At 67.9% G+C, this 18,844-nt stretch carries 15 protein-coding genes; 10 read left to right on the top strand and 5 right to left on the bottom strand.

Annotation, left to right across the window (positions count from 1 at the left end; all coding sequences use genetic code 11):
• Window positions 1-11 precede the first annotated feature (11 nt).
• The 4 genes from TVH25_RS10985 (at window position 12) to TVH25_RS10970 (ending at window position 5,230) form a co-directional block, all read left to right on the top strand.
• A complete protein-coding gene (locus TVH25_RS10985) occupies window positions 12-1,229 on the top strand; it encodes a M50 family metallopeptidase (RefSeq protein ID WP_169620569.1) in 1,218 nt (405 codons plus the stop codon).
• A gap of 45 nt (window positions 1,230-1,274) precedes the next feature.
• A complete protein-coding gene (ispG, locus tag TVH25_RS10980; RefSeq protein WP_169620570.1) occupies window positions 1,275-2,429 on the top strand; it encodes a flavodoxin-dependent (E)-4-hydroxy-3-methylbut-2-enyl-diphosphate synthase in 1,155 nt (384 codons plus the stop codon).
• A 73-nt stretch (window positions 2,430-2,502) separates the two neighbouring features.
• Complete coding sequence (locus TVH25_RS10975; RefSeq protein WP_422424141.1) at window positions 2,503-3,339, top strand: GNAT family N-acetyltransferase; 837 nt, start codon at window positions 2,503-2,505, stop codon at window positions 3,337-3,339.
• A gap of 46 nt (window positions 3,340-3,385) precedes the next feature.
• Window positions 3,386-5,230, top strand: coding sequence for a penicillin-binding transpeptidase domain-containing protein (locus tag TVH25_RS10970; protein ID WP_169652419.1), 1,845 nt, complete (start codon window positions 3,386-3,388; stop codon window positions 5,228-5,230).
• Between the two features lie 3 nt (window positions 5,231-5,233).
• On the opposite strand, the gene TVH25_RS10965 is transcribed toward TVH25_RS10970, so the two are convergent.
• Window positions 5,234-6,613 carry an APC family permease gene (locus TVH25_RS10965; protein ID WP_169620573.1) on the bottom strand — a complete coding sequence of 460 codons (1,380 nt, stop codon included), beginning with the start codon at window positions 6,611-6,613 and terminating at the stop codon, window positions 5,234-5,236.
• Window positions 6,614-6,658: 45 nt separating this feature from the next.
• On the bottom strand, window positions 6,659-7,516 hold the full coding sequence (locus TVH25_RS10960; RefSeq protein ID WP_169620574.1) for a helix-turn-helix transcriptional regulator: 858 nt from the start codon (window positions 7,514-7,516) through the stop codon (window positions 6,659-6,661).
• 113 nt (window positions 7,517-7,629) lie between these two features.
• Here TVH25_RS10960 and TVH25_RS10955 point away from each other — a divergent pair, with 113 nt between their 5' ends.
• Both TVH25_RS10955 and map read left to right on the top strand, forming a co-directional pair.
• Window positions 7,630-9,258 carry an AMP-binding protein gene (locus TVH25_RS10955; protein ID WP_169620575.1) on the top strand — a complete coding sequence of 543 codons (1,629 nt, stop codon included), beginning with the start codon at window positions 7,630-7,632 and terminating at the stop codon, window positions 9,256-9,258.
• A 145-nt stretch (window positions 9,259-9,403) separates the two neighbouring features.
• A complete protein-coding gene (gene map, locus TVH25_RS10950) occupies window positions 9,404-10,261 on the top strand; it encodes a type I methionyl aminopeptidase (RefSeq protein WP_169620576.1) in 858 nt (285 codons plus the stop codon).
• Between the two features lie 46 nt (window positions 10,262-10,307).
• Here map and TVH25_RS10945 read toward each other — a convergent pair whose 3' ends face one another.
• Window positions 10,308-10,922: a DUF1360 domain-containing protein gene (locus tag TVH25_RS10945; RefSeq protein WP_422424138.1), complete on the bottom strand. Its 615-nt coding sequence runs from the start codon at window positions 10,920-10,922 to the stop codon at window positions 10,308-10,310.
• Between the two features lie 146 nt (window positions 10,923-11,068).
• Here TVH25_RS10945 and TVH25_RS10940 point away from each other — a divergent pair, with 146 nt between their 5' ends.
• Complete coding sequence (locus TVH25_RS10940) at window positions 11,069-11,635, top strand: alpha/beta fold hydrolase (RefSeq protein WP_422424136.1); 567 nt, start codon at window positions 11,069-11,071, stop codon at window positions 11,633-11,635.
• 59 nt (window positions 11,636-11,694) lie between these two features.
• Here TVH25_RS10940 and mtr read toward each other — a convergent pair whose 3' ends face one another.
• Both mtr and TVH25_RS10930 read right to left on the bottom strand, forming a co-directional pair.
• Window positions 11,695-13,068: a mycothione reductase gene (mtr, locus tag TVH25_RS10935; protein ID WP_422424134.1), complete on the bottom strand. Its 1,374-nt coding sequence runs from the start codon at window positions 13,066-13,068 to the stop codon at window positions 11,695-11,697.
• Window positions 13,065-14,129 carry an alpha/beta hydrolase gene (locus tag TVH25_RS10930; RefSeq protein ID WP_296550878.1) on the bottom strand — a complete coding sequence of 355 codons (1,065 nt, stop codon included), beginning with the start codon at window positions 14,127-14,129 and terminating at the stop codon, window positions 13,065-13,067. The genes mtr and TVH25_RS10930 overlap by 4 nt, the downstream gene beginning before the upstream one ends.
• Window positions 14,130-14,348: 219 nt before the next feature.
• Here TVH25_RS10930 and mqo point away from each other — a divergent pair, with 219 nt between their 5' ends.
• The 3 genes from mqo to TVH25_RS10915 all read left to right on the top strand — a co-directional run bounded on the left by mqo (window position 14,349) and on the right by TVH25_RS10915 (window position 18,750).
• Window positions 14,349-15,878: a malate dehydrogenase (quinone) gene (mqo, locus tag TVH25_RS10925; protein WP_296550879.1), complete on the top strand. Its 1,530-nt coding sequence runs from the start codon at window positions 14,349-14,351 to the stop codon at window positions 15,876-15,878.
• Between the two features lie 125 nt (window positions 15,879-16,003).
• Window positions 16,004-17,242, top strand: a complete 1,239-nt coding sequence (gene cobA / locus TVH25_RS10920) for a uroporphyrinogen-III C-methyltransferase (RefSeq protein ID WP_169620581.1) — start codon at window positions 16,004-16,006, stop codon at window positions 17,240-17,242.
• Window positions 17,243-17,301: 59 nt separating this feature from the next.
• Window positions 17,302-18,750, top strand: coding sequence for an MFS transporter (locus TVH25_RS10915; protein ID WP_296550893.1), 1,449 nt, complete (start codon window positions 17,302-17,304; stop codon window positions 18,748-18,750).
• Window positions 18,751-18,844 lie beyond the last annotated feature (94 nt).

The following is an 18,844-nucleotide window of genomic DNA, read 5'->3' as shown; positions in this document are numbered from 1 at the left end:
ATCGGCCACACATGATGTTCGTATTGGGCGTTGTGGTTTTCGCCTTTGGCATCGCCGCCTCCATCGCCCTGCACGAGGCCGGCCACATGTGGACCGCGCAGAAACTGGGCATGAAGGTTCGGCGCTACTACATCGGCTTCGGGCCGCGCATCTTCGCCTTCCGCCGCGGCGAGACCGAATACGGTCTCAAGGCCATCCCGGCCGGAGGTTTCTGCGACATCGCGGGCATGACCGCCCTCGACGAACTCGCTCCCGACGAGTACGACCGCGCGATGTACAAGCAGAAGACGTGGAAGCGCCTGGTCGTCATGGCGGGTGGCATCGGGATGAACTTCGCGCTGGGCATCGTCCTGATCTATGTCCTCGCCGTCGCGTGGGCGCTGCCGCAACTGCATCCCAAGGCCACCGTCGCGGAGGTGTCCTGTGTGGCACCCAGCCAGGCGGGGGCGGACGGCGACTACGCGCTCGCCCCGTGTACCGGCACCGGGCCTGCGGGTGAGGCGGGAATCCAGCCCGGTGACGTGATCGTCGCTGTGGACGGCCAGGAGGTCGAAGGGTTCTACGCGCTGGTCGAGGCGACACGCGCCGCCACGGGTACCGTCGACTTCACGGTCGAGCGGGGTGGGGAAACCCTCACCGTGCCGGTGACCGTCGAACAGGTGCAGCGGTACGTGGAGAACACCGCGACCGGGGAGATCACCTCCGAGACCGTGGGCGCGATCGGCGTGACGGGAGAGGAGAACCGTCCGACCGAGTACAACGCACTCACGGCGATTCCGGCGACGTTCCAATTCACCGGCGACCTAGCCGTGATCACTGCCCAGTCGCTCATGGATCTGCCCAGCAAGGTGTCGGATCTGTGGACTGCGGTGACAGGCGGTGAGCGCGCCATCGACACCCCGGTGAGCGTGGTCGGTGCCAGTGTCATCGGCGGGCAGTTCGCGGAGCGCGGGATCTGGCAATCCTTCGTCCTGCTTCTCGCGCAGCTCAACTTCTTCCTCGGTGCCTTCAACCTCCTGCCGCTGCTTCCGCTCGACGGTGGGCACATGGCCGTGGCGATCTACGAACGCATCCGCAACTGGGTGCGCGGATTGCGCGGGCTGCCGGAAGGAGCGCCCGTCGACTACATGAAACTGCTTCCGTTGACCTACGTCGCCGTCGTGATCGGTGGCGCGTTCATGGTCCTCACCCTCACCGCCGACATCATCAACCCCATCCAGCTGTTCTGACCTGCGCCGCTAGAATTGCCGGGTAGCTACGAAAGAAGGCGAACTGTGACCAGCCCCGTCGGATTGGGCATGCCCGAACTGCCCGCGGTCCTCGCGCCGCGACGCAAGACACGCCAGCTCATGGTCGGCAATGTCGGTGTCGGAAGCGATCACCCCATCTCGGTGCAGTCGATGTGCACCACCAAGACCCACGACATCAACGCCACGCTTCAGCAGATCGCCGAGCTCACCGCCTCGGGCTGCGACATCGTGCGTGTTGCCTGCCCTCGGCAGGAGGATGCCGACGCTCTCGCGACCATCGCGAAGAAGAGCCAGATCCCCGTGATCGCCGACATCCACTTCCAGCCCCGGTACATCTTCGCCGCCATCGACGCGGGATGCGCCGCGGTGCGGGTCAACCCCGGCAACATCAAGGAGTTCGACGGTCGCGTCAAGGAGGTCGCGAAGGCGGCCGGCGACGCGGGCATTCCGATCCGCATCGGCGTGAACGCCGGTTCCCTCGATCCGCGCCTGATGCAGAAATACGGCAAGGCGACGCCCGAAGCGCTCGTCGAGTCCGCGTTGTGGGAGGCGGGCCTCTTCGAGGAACACGGCTTCGGCGACATCAAGATCTCGGTCAAGCACAACGATCCGGTCGTGATGGTCGAGGCCTACCGTCAGCTCGCCGCCCAGTGCAACTACCCGCTGCACCTCGGTGTCACCGAGGCCGGACCGGCCTTCCAGGGCACGATCAAGTCCGCGGTCGCGTTCGGCGCGCTGCTGAGCGAAGGGATCGGCGACACCATCCGCGTATCGCTGTCCGCTCCGCCCGCGGAGGAGATCAAGGTGGGCACGCAGATCCTGCAATCGCTGAACCTGCGCCCCCGCAAGCTGGAAATCGTGTCGTGCCCGTCGTGCGGGCGCGCACAGGTCGACGTCTACACGCTGGCCGACGAGGTCTCGGCTGGGCTCGAGGGGATGGAGATCCCGCTGCGCGTCGCAGTGATGGGCTGCGTCGTCAACGGTCCGGGTGAAGCCCGCGAGGCGGATCTCGGTGTGGCGTCGGGTAACGGCAAGGGCCAGATCTTCGTCAAGGGCAAGGTCATCAAGACGGTGCCGGAAGCGCAGATCGTCGAGACGCTGATCGAAGAGGCGATGCGGATCGCCGAGGAGATGGAAGGCGACGCCGGAGCCGGAAACCCGGTCGTGTCCGTCGGCTGATACCCCGATTTCCCTGAGCGGGTGACGCGTGGCACCCTGATCTCGTATCGGCTTGTCGACGGGTGGTGAGCGAGTGCTCAAGCTTCTGGGTGTCCGGTCGCTGGGTGGCCGTGATACGGCCTCGGTGTTGCGGGTGCTCGCGAGAGACCCTGTGGCGTCGTGCATGGTGGCGGGTCGCGTCGAGGAGTACGGTCTCGACGGTCGTGCTGTCGGCGGCGACATGTGGAGTCGCGGCGGGCCGGAGTCCTCACTCTGCTTCGCCGGCGCAAACCTCATACCCCTGCTCGGGAACCCCGACGACATCCAGGCGTTCGCCGAGCGAGCCCTCCGCGGGCCGCGTCTGTGCTCCTCGATCGTGGGCCGCGCCGAGTTGGCGCTGCCGATGTGGGAAGCACTCGAATCCGCGTGGGGGCCTCCGCGTGAGGTTCGCGCCGAGCAACCGCTGCTGGTTCTCGACCGGGAACCCCGCATCGACCCCGATCCGCGCGTGCGGCGGGTGCGCCCGGCAGAACTCGACGCCTATCTCCCCGCCGCCATCTCGATGTTCATCGAGGAGGTCGGAGTCGACCCGCGTCTCGGCGACGGGGGAGCGGGATACCGGCGAAGGGTCGCGAGCCTCATCGCCGCCGGACGCGCCTGGGCGCGCTTCGAGGACGGCCGGGTCGTGTTCAAGGCCGAGGTAGGGTCACAGTCCTCGACGGTGGGCCAGATCCAGGGCGTGTGGGTCGACCCGGACAAACGCGGCGCCGGTCTCGGTGCCGCCGGAACGGCCGCGGTCGGCGCAGCCGTCACCGCGACGGGGCGTCTGCCGAGCCTGTACGTCAACAGCTTCAACACCCGGGCGCGCGCCACGTACGAACGCATCGGTTTCCGCCAGGTCGCGACATTCACGACCGTGTTGCTCGACTGACGCGCCTCGGCCGATTCGGGCGCTCGTCCGCTTACCATGACGGGCGATGAGCCCTCGACGTTCACCTCTGGCGCCCGCGCGGCCCGGTCGTGTCGCCGTCGTCGCGGTCTGGGTGGCGACGGCGCTGCTGTGCGGTCTTCTCGTCGCGTGCACGCCCGGCGTCACGGGCCCCCAAGCCGCCGCGCAGCTTTTTCTCGACGACTTCGCGGCGCAGGACTTCGCCGCAGCGGCCGCGCATTCGGACCGGCCGGACGAGGCCGAGGGCGCACTGGGCGAGGCATGGGACGGGCTGCAAGCCGAATCCCTGGTGGCGACCACCACCTCCACGCGCATCGACGGAGATTCCGCGACCGTCGGCTACAGCTACGAATGGCACCTGCCGCGAGAGAGGGTGTGGCAGTACACGGGTGAACTGCACATGGGGCGAAGCGGCGAGCAGTGGTCGGTCCGATGGGCGAAATCGGCTCTCCACCCGCAACTCGGCAACCGCCAGACCATGCAACTGCGCAGCACTCCGGCCCCGCGCGCCCGCGTCAACGAGCATGCGGGCAGCGACGTGCTCGTCCCGGGGACCGTGTACGGCATCGCCTTCGATGCGACGCAGAACAGAGACGTCTCGTCCGCGGCGAAGGCTCTGGCCGCCGCGCTCGTGCAGTTCGACTCGTCGCTGAGTGCTCAGGCGATCGCCGAATCGGTGACCGCGGTGTCCGGCCCTCGGTCGGTGATGCGGCTCGCGGAGGACGACTACGAACTCGTTGCCGACCGTCTTGCCGCGATACCCGGTGTGGTGGTGACCGAACAGTCCGATCTGGTCTCGACGGATCGTGCCTTCGCGCCCGACCTCGTCGGGCAGGTGAAGAAGGCGGTGATCGGCGACCTCGACGGGACCGCGGGGTGGAGCGTCGTCATCGTCAACCAGTACGGCGTCGACACCGATGTGCTCACCGAGACGAAACCCATGCCGGTGCCGTCGGTCTCCATCAGCCTCGACCGTCCGATCCAGGTGGCCGCGCAGAATGCGGTCGGCGCCCGGACGGAGCAAGCAATGACTGTGGTCATCGAGGCCTCCACCGGCGCGGTGCTTGCGGTGGCGCAGAACTCCGCTGCCGACCGCGACGGACCGGTGGCGCTCGCAGGGCAATACCCGCCCGGCTCCACATTCAAGATCATTACATCGGGCGCCGCCATGTCGAGCGGTCTCGCACTGCCCGACACCATCGTTCCGTGCCCGGGACGCATCACCATCGGCGACCGCAGCATCCCGAACTACAACGAGTTCGCGCTCGGCTCGGTCACACTCGCCACCGCCTTCGCGAGGTCGTGCAACACCTCGTTCGCCAAACTCGCCTCCGAGATGGAATCGGATGCGTTGCACACCGCCGCCGGGCGATTCGGCATCGGCGTCGACTACGAGGTGGTCGGCATGCCGACATTCACCGGGTCGGTTCCGCCCGCGGACGATCTGGTCGAACGCACCGAGGACGGATTCGGGCAGGGCAAGGTGGTCGTCAGCCCGTTGGGGATGGCGCTCGCCGCCGCGACCGTCGCGAGCGGGCGCACACCCGTCCCGTATCTGATCGAAGGCCGGGAGACGGTCGTGCAGGGTGATCCCGCTCCGGTTTCTCCGGAGGTGGTGGCGGGCCTGCGCGACATGATGCGCCTGGTGATCACGAGCGGCACCGCCGACCGCATCCGGGACCAGGGCGACGTGTACGGCAAAACCGGTGAGGCAGAGGTGGAGGGCGGTTCGCACTCCTGGTTCGTCGGCTACCGGGGTGACCTCGCGTTCGCGACCCTCGTGGTGCGAGGAGGCAGTTCGGACAATGCCGTCGCGGTCACGCGCGACATGTTCGCCGCGTTGCCTCCCGGCTACCGGGACGACGGAGCCTGATCGTCAGTCGACGGGTGGCTCCGCCGGTGCAGACGTCCGGTGCGTCATCCCGCCGTATCGTGCCAGCAGGCGGGTGGCGACCCACAGCAGTGCGCCGATTCCCAGCAGGACGCCTGCGATGCGGTATTGGGTGCCCGGTCGATCCACCAACGGGGACACGAGGAACAGGCAACTCGAGGCACCGATGACCGGCAGCACCGTGGGCGCCCGGAAATGGTTGTGGTCCACGTGATCACGGCGCAGGACCAGCACGACCACGTTGACGATCGTGAACACCATGAGGAGAAGCAATGCCGTCGTGCCGCCGAGTTCGGGGATCTCCCCGACGAACGTGATGAGCCCGACTGCGAGCAAGGAGGTGAAGGCGATCGCCACGTAGGGCGTGCGCCGCGTCCGGTGCACCTTGCCCAGCGCAGCGGGGACCACACCCTCGTGCGAGATCCCGTAGAGGAGGCGGCTCGCCATCAGCATGTTGATCAGGGCGGTGTTGGCGACCGCGAACATCGTGATGAACGCGAAGATGCCGAGGGGGAAGGCCGGCGCACCCGCTTCGACGACCCGCAGCAGCGGTGTCTCGCCCTCCCCGAGGAGGTCGGGGGGCACCAGTGCCACCGACGTGATGGAGACCAGCACGTAGATGAGCGCGGTGATGCACAGACCGCCGAGCAGGACCTTCGGGAAGATCCGCGTCGGGTGTTTGCACTCCTCGGCCATGTTCACGGAATCCTCGAATCCCACCATGGCGAAGAACGCGAGAGCCGTGCCCGCGACCACCCCGGTGAAGACGGAGCGATCACCGGTATCGATCTCGACCACTCGCGAGAAGTCACCGGTGCCGAACCCGAGCGCCCACATCCCGATGAAGATGATGATGAGCAGGCCCGAGAGTTCCACGACGGTGAGCACGACGTTCGTCTTGACGCTTTCGCTGACCCCGCGCACGTTGATCACGGCGACCGCGACAATGAACCCCAGCGCCACCACGGTGATCCCGATTCCGCCCGCGAGGTCGAGCTCGAACGCCTCCCCGAAATTCGCCGCGAACGCCCGTGCCGCTGTCGATGCGGAGGTGATACCGGATGCCATCACCGTGAACGTGACCATGTACGTGAGGAAGTGGATCCCGAAAGCTTTGTGCGTGTACAGCGCGGCACCCGCGGCGCGCGGATACTTCGTGACCAGTTCGAGGTAGCTGAACACGGTGATCGTGGCGACGACGAACGCGGTCAGGAACGGCAGCCAGACGACTCCGCCGACTTCGTTCGCGACGTTGCCCGTGAGTGCATAGATCCCTGTGCCGAGAATGTCTCCGACGATGAACAGGAGCAGCAGACCCGGCCCCATCACACGTTTGAGTTCGGGCGCTGCGGTGGTCTCCGGCATCGAACGCTCCTTCCCGATGCCCGACCGATCCGGAACCCGAAGGGGTCAGGGCAGCAGCCCTGATTTTCTCGCGGCGACCACCGCTTCGTGGCGGGAATGGACATCGAGTTTGCTCATGGCGCTGCGGAGGTAGCTCTTGACCGTTTCCGGACCGACCGACAACCGCCTCGCGATCTCGGCGTTGCTGCACCCGAGGGCGACGTAGGACAGGACATCGGTCTCGCGGGACGAGAGCGTCACCTCCGGCCGCCCCTTCTCGGTGCCTCCCATCGCGACCGCCAGTCGTTCGGACAGCTCGCGCAGGCGCCGCTGCAAGTGCTCGTCGCCGGCATCCCGTGCGAGAGTGCGCAACTCGGCGTGGACTTCTCGTATATGAGCGGTCGCGACCGGATCGTGCCCGTTCGGCCCGAGGTGCGTGAGCATCGCCATCCGCCGGTCCACTTCGTCGCGCACCGCGATTTCGTTCGCGAGCCGGCTTGCCGTCTGCGCGAAGGCATGTACCGCGCGTTCGCCGAGCGGTGCGCATTCCCGCGCGGCCCCGTACAACACCGCACGCGCGACCCCGCCGACCATCACCGGCACCGCCAGGATCGACCGGAGACCTTCCCCGAGGACCGGGCGATCGAAGTGGTGGGTGATCGACGACGAGCGTCCGTAATCGGCCACGGTGACGGGGCGGCCCTCCGAGAGCACACGGCCTCCCAGCCCCGCGCGGGGTGGCACGACGACGCCGGCGAGGTTGTTGGTGCGGGTCCCGAAGAACTCGCTCAGATGCAGGTCGTTGTTCTGGACCTGGCCGGCGAAGACCACGGGTACCTGTGCCTGCGCGGCGGTGCGACGGAGTTCGAGACGCAGTGCATCCCCGTCACGGGGGCGAAGCAGCGGCGATGAGACGACCGACACCGGATGTCACCCCTTTCCGGGGGTATCGGAACCAATGTGTGACTCGGATCATAGAGGCATACGAGTGCCGCGTAGAGCGCGGCCCGCCGGGATACGAGGAGAGGACGGACCTGATGGTCGACACAGCGACACGCGTTCGGGAACTGCTGGATCGTTACGACACCCCTGACGCGTGCGCTGCGCAGTTGCTGTGCGACGACCATCCCGCGGATGCGGTGGCATTCACCGTGATCGAACCCGACCTCACCTCCACCGACCTGACCTACGGCGAACTGCGCGAACGATCGCAGCGTTTCGCCGCGGCACTCGCGCACCTCGGCGTCGAACCCGGTGACCACGTCGCCACGCTCATGGGCAAGTCCGCCGACCTGGTGGTCGCGCTGCTCGGGATCTGGCGTCGCGGTGCCGTCCACCTCCCGCTGTTCACGGCATTCGCACCGCCCGCCATCGCTTTCCGGTTGCAGGCCGGCGGTGCGCGGGTCGTCGTCGCGGACGGCGATCAGGTGGGCAAACTCGCACCGGGTGACGACATGCCGCACGACGCTCCGTGGCAGGTCGTGGTCGCGGGAGAGAGCAGCGGAGTCGGTGTGCGCTTCGCGGACCTGCTCGAATCCCACTCGGCCGACGACCCGCGTGCCGAGGCGGTGGCGGTCGGCGGGACCGGTGGTCTCGTGCAACTGTTCACCTCGGGCACGACCGGCACCCCGAAGGGCGTGCCCGTGCCGGTCAGGGCCCTCGCGTCCTTCCACGCGTACCTCGAGTTCGGGCTCGACGTGCGCGAGGACGATGTGTTCTGGAACGCCGCCGATCCCGGCTGGGCGTACGGCCTCTACTACGCCCTGCTCGGCCCGCTCGCGGCGGGACGCCGCAGCATCCTCCTCCACGGAGGTTTCTCACCGGCGCTGACGTGGCAGATCCTCGACCGTTTCGGCGTCACGAACTTCGCTGCCGCGCCCACCGTCTATCGCAGCCTGCGAGCCGACACCGCGGCACATCCCGCGGTGACGCTGCGCCGTGCGTCGTCGGCGGGGGAGCCGCTCACCCCCGATGTGCTGGCGTGGTCCGAAGAGACCCTCGGTGCCGTGGTGCGCGACCAGTACGGCCAGACCGAGCACGGCATGTTCGTGGTCGACGCCTGGGCGGACGGGCTGCGCGAACAGGTTCCGCCGCAATCGATGGGCAAGCCGCTGCCCGGATGGACCTGCGCGGTACTGCGCGACGACAGCGACGAGGTCGCGGCCCCGGGAGAGGTGGGCAGAGTGGCGATCGACGTCCCCGCCAGCCCGCTCGTGTGGTTCACCGGCTACGTCGATGCGCCGGAGAAGACGGCGGACCGGTTCAGCGACGACGGCCGGTGGTACCTCACCGGCGACGCCGGGCGGGTCGACGAGAACGGTTTCTTCTTCTTCTCCTCACGTGACGACGACGTCATCATCATGGCCGGATACCGCATCGGGCCGTTCGACGTGGAATCGGTTCTGGTGATGCACCCGGACGTGGTGGAGGCTGCGGTGGTGGGCGTGCCCGACCAACTTCGCGGGGAGGTCCTCGAAGCGTTCGTCGTGGTGCGCGAAGGCGTCGAGGGCGACGATGCGCTCGAGGCCGATCTCCAGCAACTGGTGAAGAAGAAGTTCGCGGCTCACGCCTACCCGCGGACCGTGCATTTCGTTCCGCACCTTCCCAAGACGCCGAGCGGCAAGGTCCAGCGATACATTCTGCGCCGTCAGGGCGTCACTCCGTAACGAGGGCCGTCAGGGCGTCACTCCGTAACGAGGGCCGTCAGGGCGTCACTCCGTAACGAGGGCCGTCAGGGCGTCACTCCGTAACGAGAACCGCGGCTCGGCCGGGGTGTCGGTGCGAGCGCGGCGCGCGGGTTAATCTGATTCCATGCCTACCCGCGCCCCGCTCGTCCCCGGAACCGCGACACCGATCCGTGAAGTACCCAAGTCGATCGAGCGTCCCGAATACGTGTGGAAGCCGACCGCGAACGAGGGCAACGAGCCGTGGGTGCAGACGCCCGAGACGATCGAGAAGGTGCGGATCGCGTCGAAGATCGCTGCACAAGCGCTGATCGAGGCGGGTAAAGCCGTCGCACCGGGCGTCACCACCGACGAGATCGACCGCATCGCACACGAGTACATGTGCGACCACGGTTCGTACCCGTCCGATCTCGGCTACCGGGGATTTCCGAAGTCGGTGTGCGTGTCGCTCAACGAGGTGATCTGTCACGGCATCCCCGACACCACGGTGATCGAGGACGGCGACATCGTGAATATCGATGTGACCGCGTACATCCACGGCGTCCACGGCGACACCAACGCGACGTTCTTCGCCGGTGATGTGTCCGAGGAGGCACGGCTTCTCGTCGAACGTACCCGCGAGGCCACAGCCCGGGCGATCAAGGCGGTCGCGCCCGGGCGAGCCCTCAACGTGGTCGGTCGCGTCATCGAGTCGTATGCGAACCGGTTCGGGTACGGGGTGGTGCGCGATTTCACCGGTCACGGCATCGGTGAGACCTTCCACAACGGTCTGGTGGTCTTCCACTACGACCGCCCCGACATCGACACGGTCCTCGAGCCGGGCATGGTGTTCACGATCGAGCCGATGATCAATCTCGGCACTCCGGACTACGAGATCTGGGAGGACGGCTGGACCGTCGTCACCAAGGACCGCAAGTGGAGTGCGCAGTTCGAGCACACGCTCGTCGTCACCGACACCGGAGCCGAGATTCTGACGGTTCCGTAAACCGGCCGTCTCACCTACCCGTCGCCGGGTCCGCCGACCCGCCGGATCACCCCTCCGCCATCTGCTGTGCGCGGGCGTAGGCGAGGTGCAGGAAATCTGCGCCCGTCAGCGCTGTGAGTGCATCCACCACGACAACCGTGGCGGCGGGTGCGAACACCCTGCCCACCGTGACGGCGGTGATCGCCCACACGTCGAAGCAGAACGGGCACGTCAGCAACTCTCCGATGCTGTGCTTGAGGCCCGCACGCCCGGCCGGCCGGTCCATGACCTCGCCGGGGCCGCCTTTTTCACCGGGCTTCGTGAACGGGGCGCGCAGCGGGCGCGTGACCGACGTCTTGGTCACCGTCCTCGACAACTTGTGGGCCGCGGCGGCGGAGACGACGAGGTCGCGCACGGTCAGCCGTCCCGGCAGTCGCCGAGGGGTGACTGCGGTCAGGACGGCCACCACCCCCACGAACAGCCCGTACAGCAGCAGGGTTGCTACGTAGCCACCGAGCTTGCGGTTCTCGTGTCGGGTGTTCGCCGGTGCCGACGATGTCGCCGGTGCGTGTGCTTCCCGGTGTTCGGCGGTTCGGTCGAGGGTGGAGACCGAATCGTGGCCGGACACGGTGTCGGACGGGTCGTTTCGGGGCGAGCGGTCGCCGTTGCTCGTCGGAGTCATAGCGGCCGATTTCCCGGGCCGGATCCGGTTAAACCCGGACACACCGATCCGTCGGGAAATCGCAGAAGCGACGGGCGTGCCCGTCCGGGTTTCCCGGGTACGGGACGCAGGGCCGGTCGTCGTGGGGACGTGTAGCGTTTCGGGGCATGGAATCGACGATGGTGACCACCGATTCGGGTTCGATCGAGGTGCGCGTCGACGGACCGGACAGCCGGCACTCCGTGCTGCTGCTGCCCGACGCGGGGGAACGAGCCGACGTATTCGACGCGGTGTGCGAGAGACTGCACAATTCGGATCTGCGCACGATCGTGCCCGAGACGCTCGACGGATTGACCCCGGACGGCGTCTTCGCCGTGCTCGATCAACTGTCGCTGCCGTGGGTGCATCTCGCCGGCATCGGCGCCGGCGCCGAAATGGCCTGGACGGTCGCTTCCGGCCGCTTCGGCCGCTTCGCGAGTCTCGTCGTGGTCGACCGCGGCCATCCCGTCGTCCCGATGTTCGACGGCGCCGTACGCGACGCGTCGGCACCGGTGGCGGAAGTACCCACCACCATCGTGATCGGAGACCCGGCCCGCAAGCCGGAAGCGGACGCCTCGATGCGGTACGTGACCGGAGAGTTTCGCGTGGTCGACCTCGGCAGCATCGACAACGTGCCCGCACGGGCAGCGGCAGAGTTCGCGTCGGCGATCGCGTTGCGCACCGGGAGCTGGTAGGCCACAACGCATCCGGCCCCCGCAGCCGCGGAGGGTGCGAGGGCCGGAGGAGTTCGGCTCTACAGGCCGAGCAGTGCGTTCTCCACCAATTCGGGAAGTGCCGGATGGATCCAGTACTGGCGTGTGGCCATGTCCTGTGCCGTGATACCGAACACCATGGCCTGGATGAGCGGCTGGATCACTGTCGATGCCTGCGCACCGATGATGTGGGCACCGAGAAGCAGGCCGGTGGACCGGTCTGCGATCAGCTTGCAGAACCCCTCGGTGTCCTCCATCGCCCAGCCGTAGGCGACATTTCCGTAGTCCTGGATCTTGACGGAGATGTCGTATCCCGCGGCGCGGGCCTCCGCCTCGGTGAGTCCGACGGTCGCGATCTGCGGATCGGTGAACACCGCGGCAGGCACGAACCGGTGATCGGTGCGCTGTAGTGCGGAGGTGTCCGGTCCCCACGCGTCGTGCAGGAGATTGTGCTGCACGACACGCGCTTCGTGATTCGCGACGTGCTTGAGCTGGTACGGCGACGACACGTCGCCCAGCGCGAAGACACCTTCCGCCGTTGTGCGCTGGAAGTCGTCGACGACGATGGACCCGGCCGCGTCGAGTTCGATCCCCGCCGCCGCGACGTCGAGGAGATCACCGTTGGGGTGCCGGCCCGTCGCGACGAGCAGCACGTCTCCGGCCACCACGGCGCCGTCGGCCAGTTCGACTTCCACTCCGTCGCCCACCGGCCGGAAGGCACGGGCCGGGTTCTCCAGGTGGACGTCCCACTTCTGCTGCGCGAGTGCGGTGAAGCGTTCGGAGACGTCGGTGTCGAGGTGGCGCAGCAGTCTGCCGCTCCGCCCGATCACCGACACCCTGGTGCCGAGGGCGGAGAAGACGTGGGCGAACTCCATCGCGATGAAGCCGGTTCCGAGAATCACCATCGATTCGGGGAGCTTCGGGAGCCGCATGATGTTGTTGCTCGTGTAGTAGGTCACCCCGCCGTCGAGCACTTCCCGCGGGATCTCGGCGCGCGCGCCGGCTGCCACGACGATCTGGTCGGCGGTGATCGTCTCGCCGGTCCCGGTGTCGAGCGTGCGTTCGCCGACGAACCGTGCATGACCGTCGTACACCGTGACGTTCGCGCAGCCCTCACGCCGGTACTGCTCACCGCCCGCGGCAATCGGATCGATGCGGCCGAAGACCCGGTCGACGATGTCGTTCCACCGGATCCCGTCGATCGTGGCGTCGATCCCGTACTTGGGCGCCGACCGGATGGTGCGGGCAACGTCCGCTGCGTACACGTACATCTTGGTGGGGATGCAGCCCACGTTCAGGCAGGTGCCACCGAAGGTGCCCGCCTCCAGTAACGCGACGCGTTTGCCGTCGTAGCGCTCGTCGAGGATCGAGTTGCCCGATCCGGAGCCGATGATCGCGAGGTCGTAGTGGGTCACGCGTGTTCTCCCGTGGGTTGTGGCGGTGCGGAAACATCCCCGGCCCCGGCGGGCTCGCCCGCGGTTCCGTCTCCGTTCAACCATCCCAGCCACAGGTCCAATTCCCGGAATGCCGCAGCCAGGGGCCCCGGTGTGGAGAGAAACACATCGTGTCGCGCGCCCGCGATCGGCACGATCGTGGTGCGGTCTCCCAGGCAGCCCGCCCACCGCGCGATCTGACGCACGTCGAGGACCGCATCGACGGTGTCGATGGTGGCGTCGTACTTCGGGGCGAAGCGTGACGCCCCGGAACGAAGGATCAGCGACGGCACCCCGACATCGAGACCGCGATGCAGGCGAGCGTGCCCGATGCGCACGGCACGCAACCAGCCGAACCGGATCGGAAATCCGGTCAGCGGTTTCATGTCGAGGTCGTAGGACCAGCCGCCGTTCTGCAGGCTGACACCGTAGGTGTCGAGCTTTCGCCCGGGCACGGCGGAGTGTGGGCGAACGCGTCCGAGCACGTCGATCGCGGCGGTACCGACGTTGCGCAGATACGACGGGCCCTGCAGGTCGAACCACGGACTGTTGAGGATGAGCCCGCTCACCCCGGCCGAGGCCGATCCGCCGGGGCGACGCTGCAGGCGGTCGAGCCACAGCGGAAGCACGAGGCCACCCGTGGAGTGCGCGGCCAGTACGACGCCGCCCCCGGAGACCTCGGCCGAGACGATGCGCAGCGCTTCGTCGAGTTCCTGGTCGTAATACTCGAGGTCGGTGACGAAGTGGGGCGTTTGGCCCGGGGCGCGCGAGCGTCCGCATTTTCGGAGGTCGAGTGCGAAGAACCGATACCCCTGCGCGGCGAAATGCTCGGCGAGGTGCTGTTGGAAGAAGTAGTCGGTGAAGCCGTGAACGTAGAGAACCGCGCGACGGGGCAGCGTGCTCGGCTCGCCCACCGCGCCGGTGGCGGGTTGATATCGCACCAGGGTTGCGGTGATGTCGCCCTCACCGTCCGGGTCGTCGCCCAGCGGCAACACGAGTTGCTCGTATCCGTCGCCCAGGATGTCGGGCTGCCAAGTAGTCACTATCACACTCTAGGAGGGTTCGGCGGGGGGTGCTGCGGGTAGACAATGAGGTGAAAATGAAGAGCCGGTATACGCCCGGGTAACCTGTGCGTCGCAGTCGCGCGGCTGCGGACGAATCCTGAAATCGGGGATTGTGTGCGGGCGCGTTCGGGACACTCACGTAAGCGGTGCGCGAAGGCGCGACGGCGCGTGCGAACAGACAAGGAAGTCGATTTCCCCGTGTCAGAGAACGTGGTAGAGGCGAAAACCGATGTAGTGCTCGTGGGCGCCGGCATCATGAGCGCGACCCTCGGCGCGCTGATGCGTCAGCTCCAGCCCGACTGGTCGATCACCGCCTTCGAGCGGCTCGACGCCGCGGCGGCGGAGAGCAGCGACCCGTGGAACAACGCGGGTACCGGCCACTCGGCGCTGTGTGAGTTGAATTACACGCCGGGCAAGCCCGACGGCTCGGTGGAGATCGCCAAAGCGGTCAACGTCAACGAGCAGTTCCAGGTTTCGCGCCAGTTCTGGTCGTACGCGGTCGACAACGGCATCCTGAGCGACCCCAAGGATTTCATCAACCCGATCCCGCACGTGAGCTTCGTGCACGGCGCGGACGACGTGAAGTACCTGCGTGCCCGGTACGACGCCCTCGCGGGCCATCCGCTGTTCGCGGGCATGGAGTACTCCGAGAGCCCCGAGTTCTTCGCCGAGCGGCTGCCGCTCATGGCCGCCGGCCGGGACTTCTCCGACCCCGTCGCGCTGAACTGGACCGAGACGGGAACCGACGTCGACTTCGGTGCCCTCACCAAGCAGCTCATCAACAATGTGGCGGCCTCGGGTGGCACGGTCTTCTTCGGCCACGAGGTCACCGACATCAGCAAGCAGTCCGACGGCAGCTGGATCGTCAAGGTGCGCAACCGCCGCACGGGCGAGTCCCGCAAGGTCCACGCCAAGTTCGTCTTCGTCGGCGCGGGTGGCGGTGCCCTCCACCTCCTGCAGAAGTCCGGCATCAGCGAGGCCAAGGGCTTTGGCGGATTCCCCGTGTCGGGTGCCTTCCTGCGCTGCACCAACCCCGAGGTGATCGCTCGTCACAGCGCCAAGGTGTACGGCAAGGCCGCGGTGGGCGCGCCCCCGATGTCGGTGCCTCACCTCGACACCCGCGTGATCGGCGGGAAGCAGGGTCTGCTGTTCGGGCCGTACGCCGGATGGTCGCCCAAGTTCCTCAAGCAGGGCGGCATCATGGACCTGCCCAAGTCGGTCAAGCCGAACAACCTGATGTCGATGCTCGGAGTGGGCGTGACCGAACTCGGCCTGGTCAAGTACCTCGTCGGTGAGCTCACCCAGTCGCCCGCCGATCGCATCGGCACCCTCGCGGAGTTCGCGCCCGAGGCACGACTCGAAGACTGGGAGCTGATCGTCGCCGGCCAGCGCGTGCAGGTGATCCGCCGTAAGGGCGCGGGCGGCGTGCTCGAGTTCGGTACCGCCGTGGTCAGCGCTGCGGACGGTTCGATCGCGGGTCTGCTCGGAGCGTCGCCGGGTGCGTCCACCGCAGTCCCCGCGATGCTCGACGTTCTCGAACGCTGCTTCCCGCAGCAGTGGGACGCATGGCAGCCCAAGCTCCGGGAGATGGTCCCCTCCCTCGGGGTCAAGCTCACCGAGAACCAGGATCTGTTCCGTCAGGTGTGGGACCACACCACCAAGACGCTTCAGCTCGACGTCGTTCCGGGTCGCGGTCAGGTCGCACCCATGGAAGCCGCCGCGGTCTGATCCGCGGCACGGATATGGCGGCCCGGCTCCGAGCCGGGCCGCACTCGTCCGCGACGGGCGGGCGAGACGAGGAGCGCTCCCGGGGTTGATCTCTCGACGGTTCGCTTCGACACGAGAGATGGGGAATGCCGGTGCCGGTAGCCGACGACGAGACCAATTACCTGGTGGGGCTCGACCTTCGGGGACGACGTGTGGTGGTCGTGGGCGGCGGCAGCGTTGCGCAACGTCGTCTGGGCCTGCTGGTGGCCTCGGGCGCCGATGTCCACGTCGTGGCACGGGCCGCCACACCCGCGGTGGAGAGCATGGCCACGAAGGGCCGTCTCTCGCTCGACATCCGCGACTATCGCGACGGCGACCTCGAAGACGCCTGGTACGCGATGGCCTGCACCGACGAGCCCGAGACCAACGCCGCCATCGTCGCCGAGGCGGAACGCCGCCGGATCTTCTGCGTGCGCGCCGACAGCGCACGCGAAGGTAGTGCCGTCACACCCGCGACCGCTCGCTACGACGGGCTTTCCGTCGGAGTCCTCGCCGGCGGCGACCATCGCAGGTCCGCGGCAGTGCGCACCTCCATCCGGGACGCCCTCGCGGGCGCGGCGCTGTCCGAGGTCGCCGACGACGCGGCGCAGAAACCGGTCGGCGTGGCGCTGGTCGGCGGTGGACCCGGTGATCCGGACCTCATCACCGTTCGGGGCCGCCGGTTGCTGGCCCGTGCCGATGTGGTGGTGGCGGATCATCTCGCCCCCCAGGAACTCCTCGCCGAACTGGATCCGCACGTCGAGGTGATCGACGCGGCCAAGCTGCCGTACGGCCGCGCGATGGCGCAGCAGGTCATCAACGACACGCTGATCGATCGGGCGAAGGCCGGAAAGTTCGTGGTCCGGCTCAAAGGTGGCGACCCCTACGTCTTCGGACGGGGATACGAAGAGCTCGAGGCGTGCACCGCCGCCGGAATACCGGTGACAGTCGTCCCGGGCATCACCAGCGCGATCTCGGTGCCGGCCGCCGCGGGTGTTCCGGTGACCCATCGCGGGGTGACACACGAGTTCGTCGTGGTGAGCGGGCACGTCGCGCCCGACCATCCCGATTCGCTCACCGACTGGAGTGCCCTCGCGAAACTCCGGGGGACGCTCGTGCTGCTCATGGCCGTCGAACGCATCGAGAAGTTCGCCGACGCCCTGACGGCCGGGGGCCGGCCCGTCGACACCCCGGTGGTGGTGGTTCAGGAAGGAACCCTGGCCACCCAGCGGGTGCTCCGGACCGATCTCGGCAACGTCGCCGCCCGGGTCCGCGAAGAGGGGACCCGTCCACCCGCCATCATCGTCATCGGTCCGGTCGCCGGGTTCGGTCCGGAAGGTCGGTAACGTTGGACCCCGTGGCACACACCTCGGATACCGCACACGCCTCCGGCGCCGCGCACCCCATGACCGCTCGCGCACTCGCTCTGGCCACCCTGGTCCTCAGCGGATTGCAGCTCATGGTGGTGCTCGACGGCACCGTTGCCAACCTTGCTCTCGCTCCACTGCAGGCGGAACTCGGGTTGTCCGACGCCGGCCGGAATTGGGTCCTCACCGCGTACGCGCTCGCGTTCGGTGGGCTGATGCTGCTCGGCGGCCGCCTCGGAGACAGCTTCGGGCGCAAACGGATGTTCATCGCCGGCGTGGGCCTGTTCACGTTCGCGTCGCTGCTGTGCGGTCTGGCCACCAACGAGGCGATGCTCATCGGTGCGCGTGCGCTCCAGGGAGTCGGCGCCGCGATCGCGTCACCGACGGCGCTCGCGCTCGTGGCGACCACGTTCGCCGCCGGTCCCGCCCGTAACCGGGCCATCGCGGTCTTCGCGGCGATGACCGGCGTCGGATCGATCGCAGGGCTCATCCTGGGTGGGGCGCTGACGCAGGTGTCGTGGCGATGGATCTTCCTCATCAACGTCCCGATCGGTGTCGTGATCGTCGTACTGGCCCTCGGTGCATTGCGCGAAACGTCGTCCGAACGTCTGGCGCTGGACGTTCCGGGTGCCATTCTTGCGACGCTCGGATGCACCGGCATCGTGTTCGGCCTCACCGAAGGTCCCGAACTCGGGTGGGGCAGCGCCGCGGTGATCGGTGCGCTCGCTGCCGGCGTCGTCCTGCTCGGGATCTTCCTGCTGGTCGAGCGCCGTGCCGAGAACCCCCTCCTGCCCTTCGTGCTGTTCCGCAACAAGAACCGCGTGGCGACCTTCGTGGCGATCTTCTTCGCCGGCGCGGTGATGTTCAGCCTCGCGGCGTTCGTCGCGTTGTTCGTGCAGGACGTCCTCGGTTACACACCGCTGCAGGCGGGCCTCGCGTTCGTGCCGTTCGCATTCGGTCTCGGGGGAGCGGCCGCGGCCTCGTCCAAGCTCGCGGCGCGGGTGCAGCCCCGGTGGCTCGTGGTCACCGGTGCCGTCATCATGACCCTGAGCCTGCTCTACGGGTCGACGATGGACGAGACGGTGCGGTACTTCCCGACGCTGTTCGTGCTGGTGCTGGTCGTCGGGTTCGGAGTGGGTCTGGCCGTGGTCCCGCTTCCGCTGTGCGCCATCGCGGGCGTCGGCGCGCACGAGATCGGGCCGCTGTCCGCCATCGCGCAGGTCGCGCAGACGCTCGGCGGACCGCTCGGCCTCGCCGTCATCGGCGCGCTGGCCACCTCGAAGACGATGTCGCTCGGAGGCACGTCCGGCGCGGTCGCGGACATGACCGCCGCGCAACTCACCGCGCAGGGTGAGGGATACATGTTCGCCCTCGTCGGATGCGCCGCGTGCGCGGTGATCGCCGGCATCGCGGCGTTCTTCATCCGGTTCACCTCCGAAGAGGTGGCCCAGGCGCAGGAAGCCGAGAAGTCCGCTCAGTCCGGGTGAGGTGTCACCCATGACTCCCGGGGCCGGGCGCCGGGGGGGGGGGGGGGGGGGGGGGGCCCCCGTGCGGCGGGGGGGGGGGCGGCCCCCCCCCGCC

Origin of the sequence: Rhodococcus sp. 7Tela_A2, from assembly GCF_049311045.1 — a bacterium.
Classification (GTDB): domain Bacteria; phylum Actinomycetota; class Actinomycetes; order Mycobacteriales; family Mycobacteriaceae; genus Rhodococcus.
Note: the sequence above shows the minus strand (reverse complement) of the source record. Positions and strands in the feature narration are given on the sequence as shown.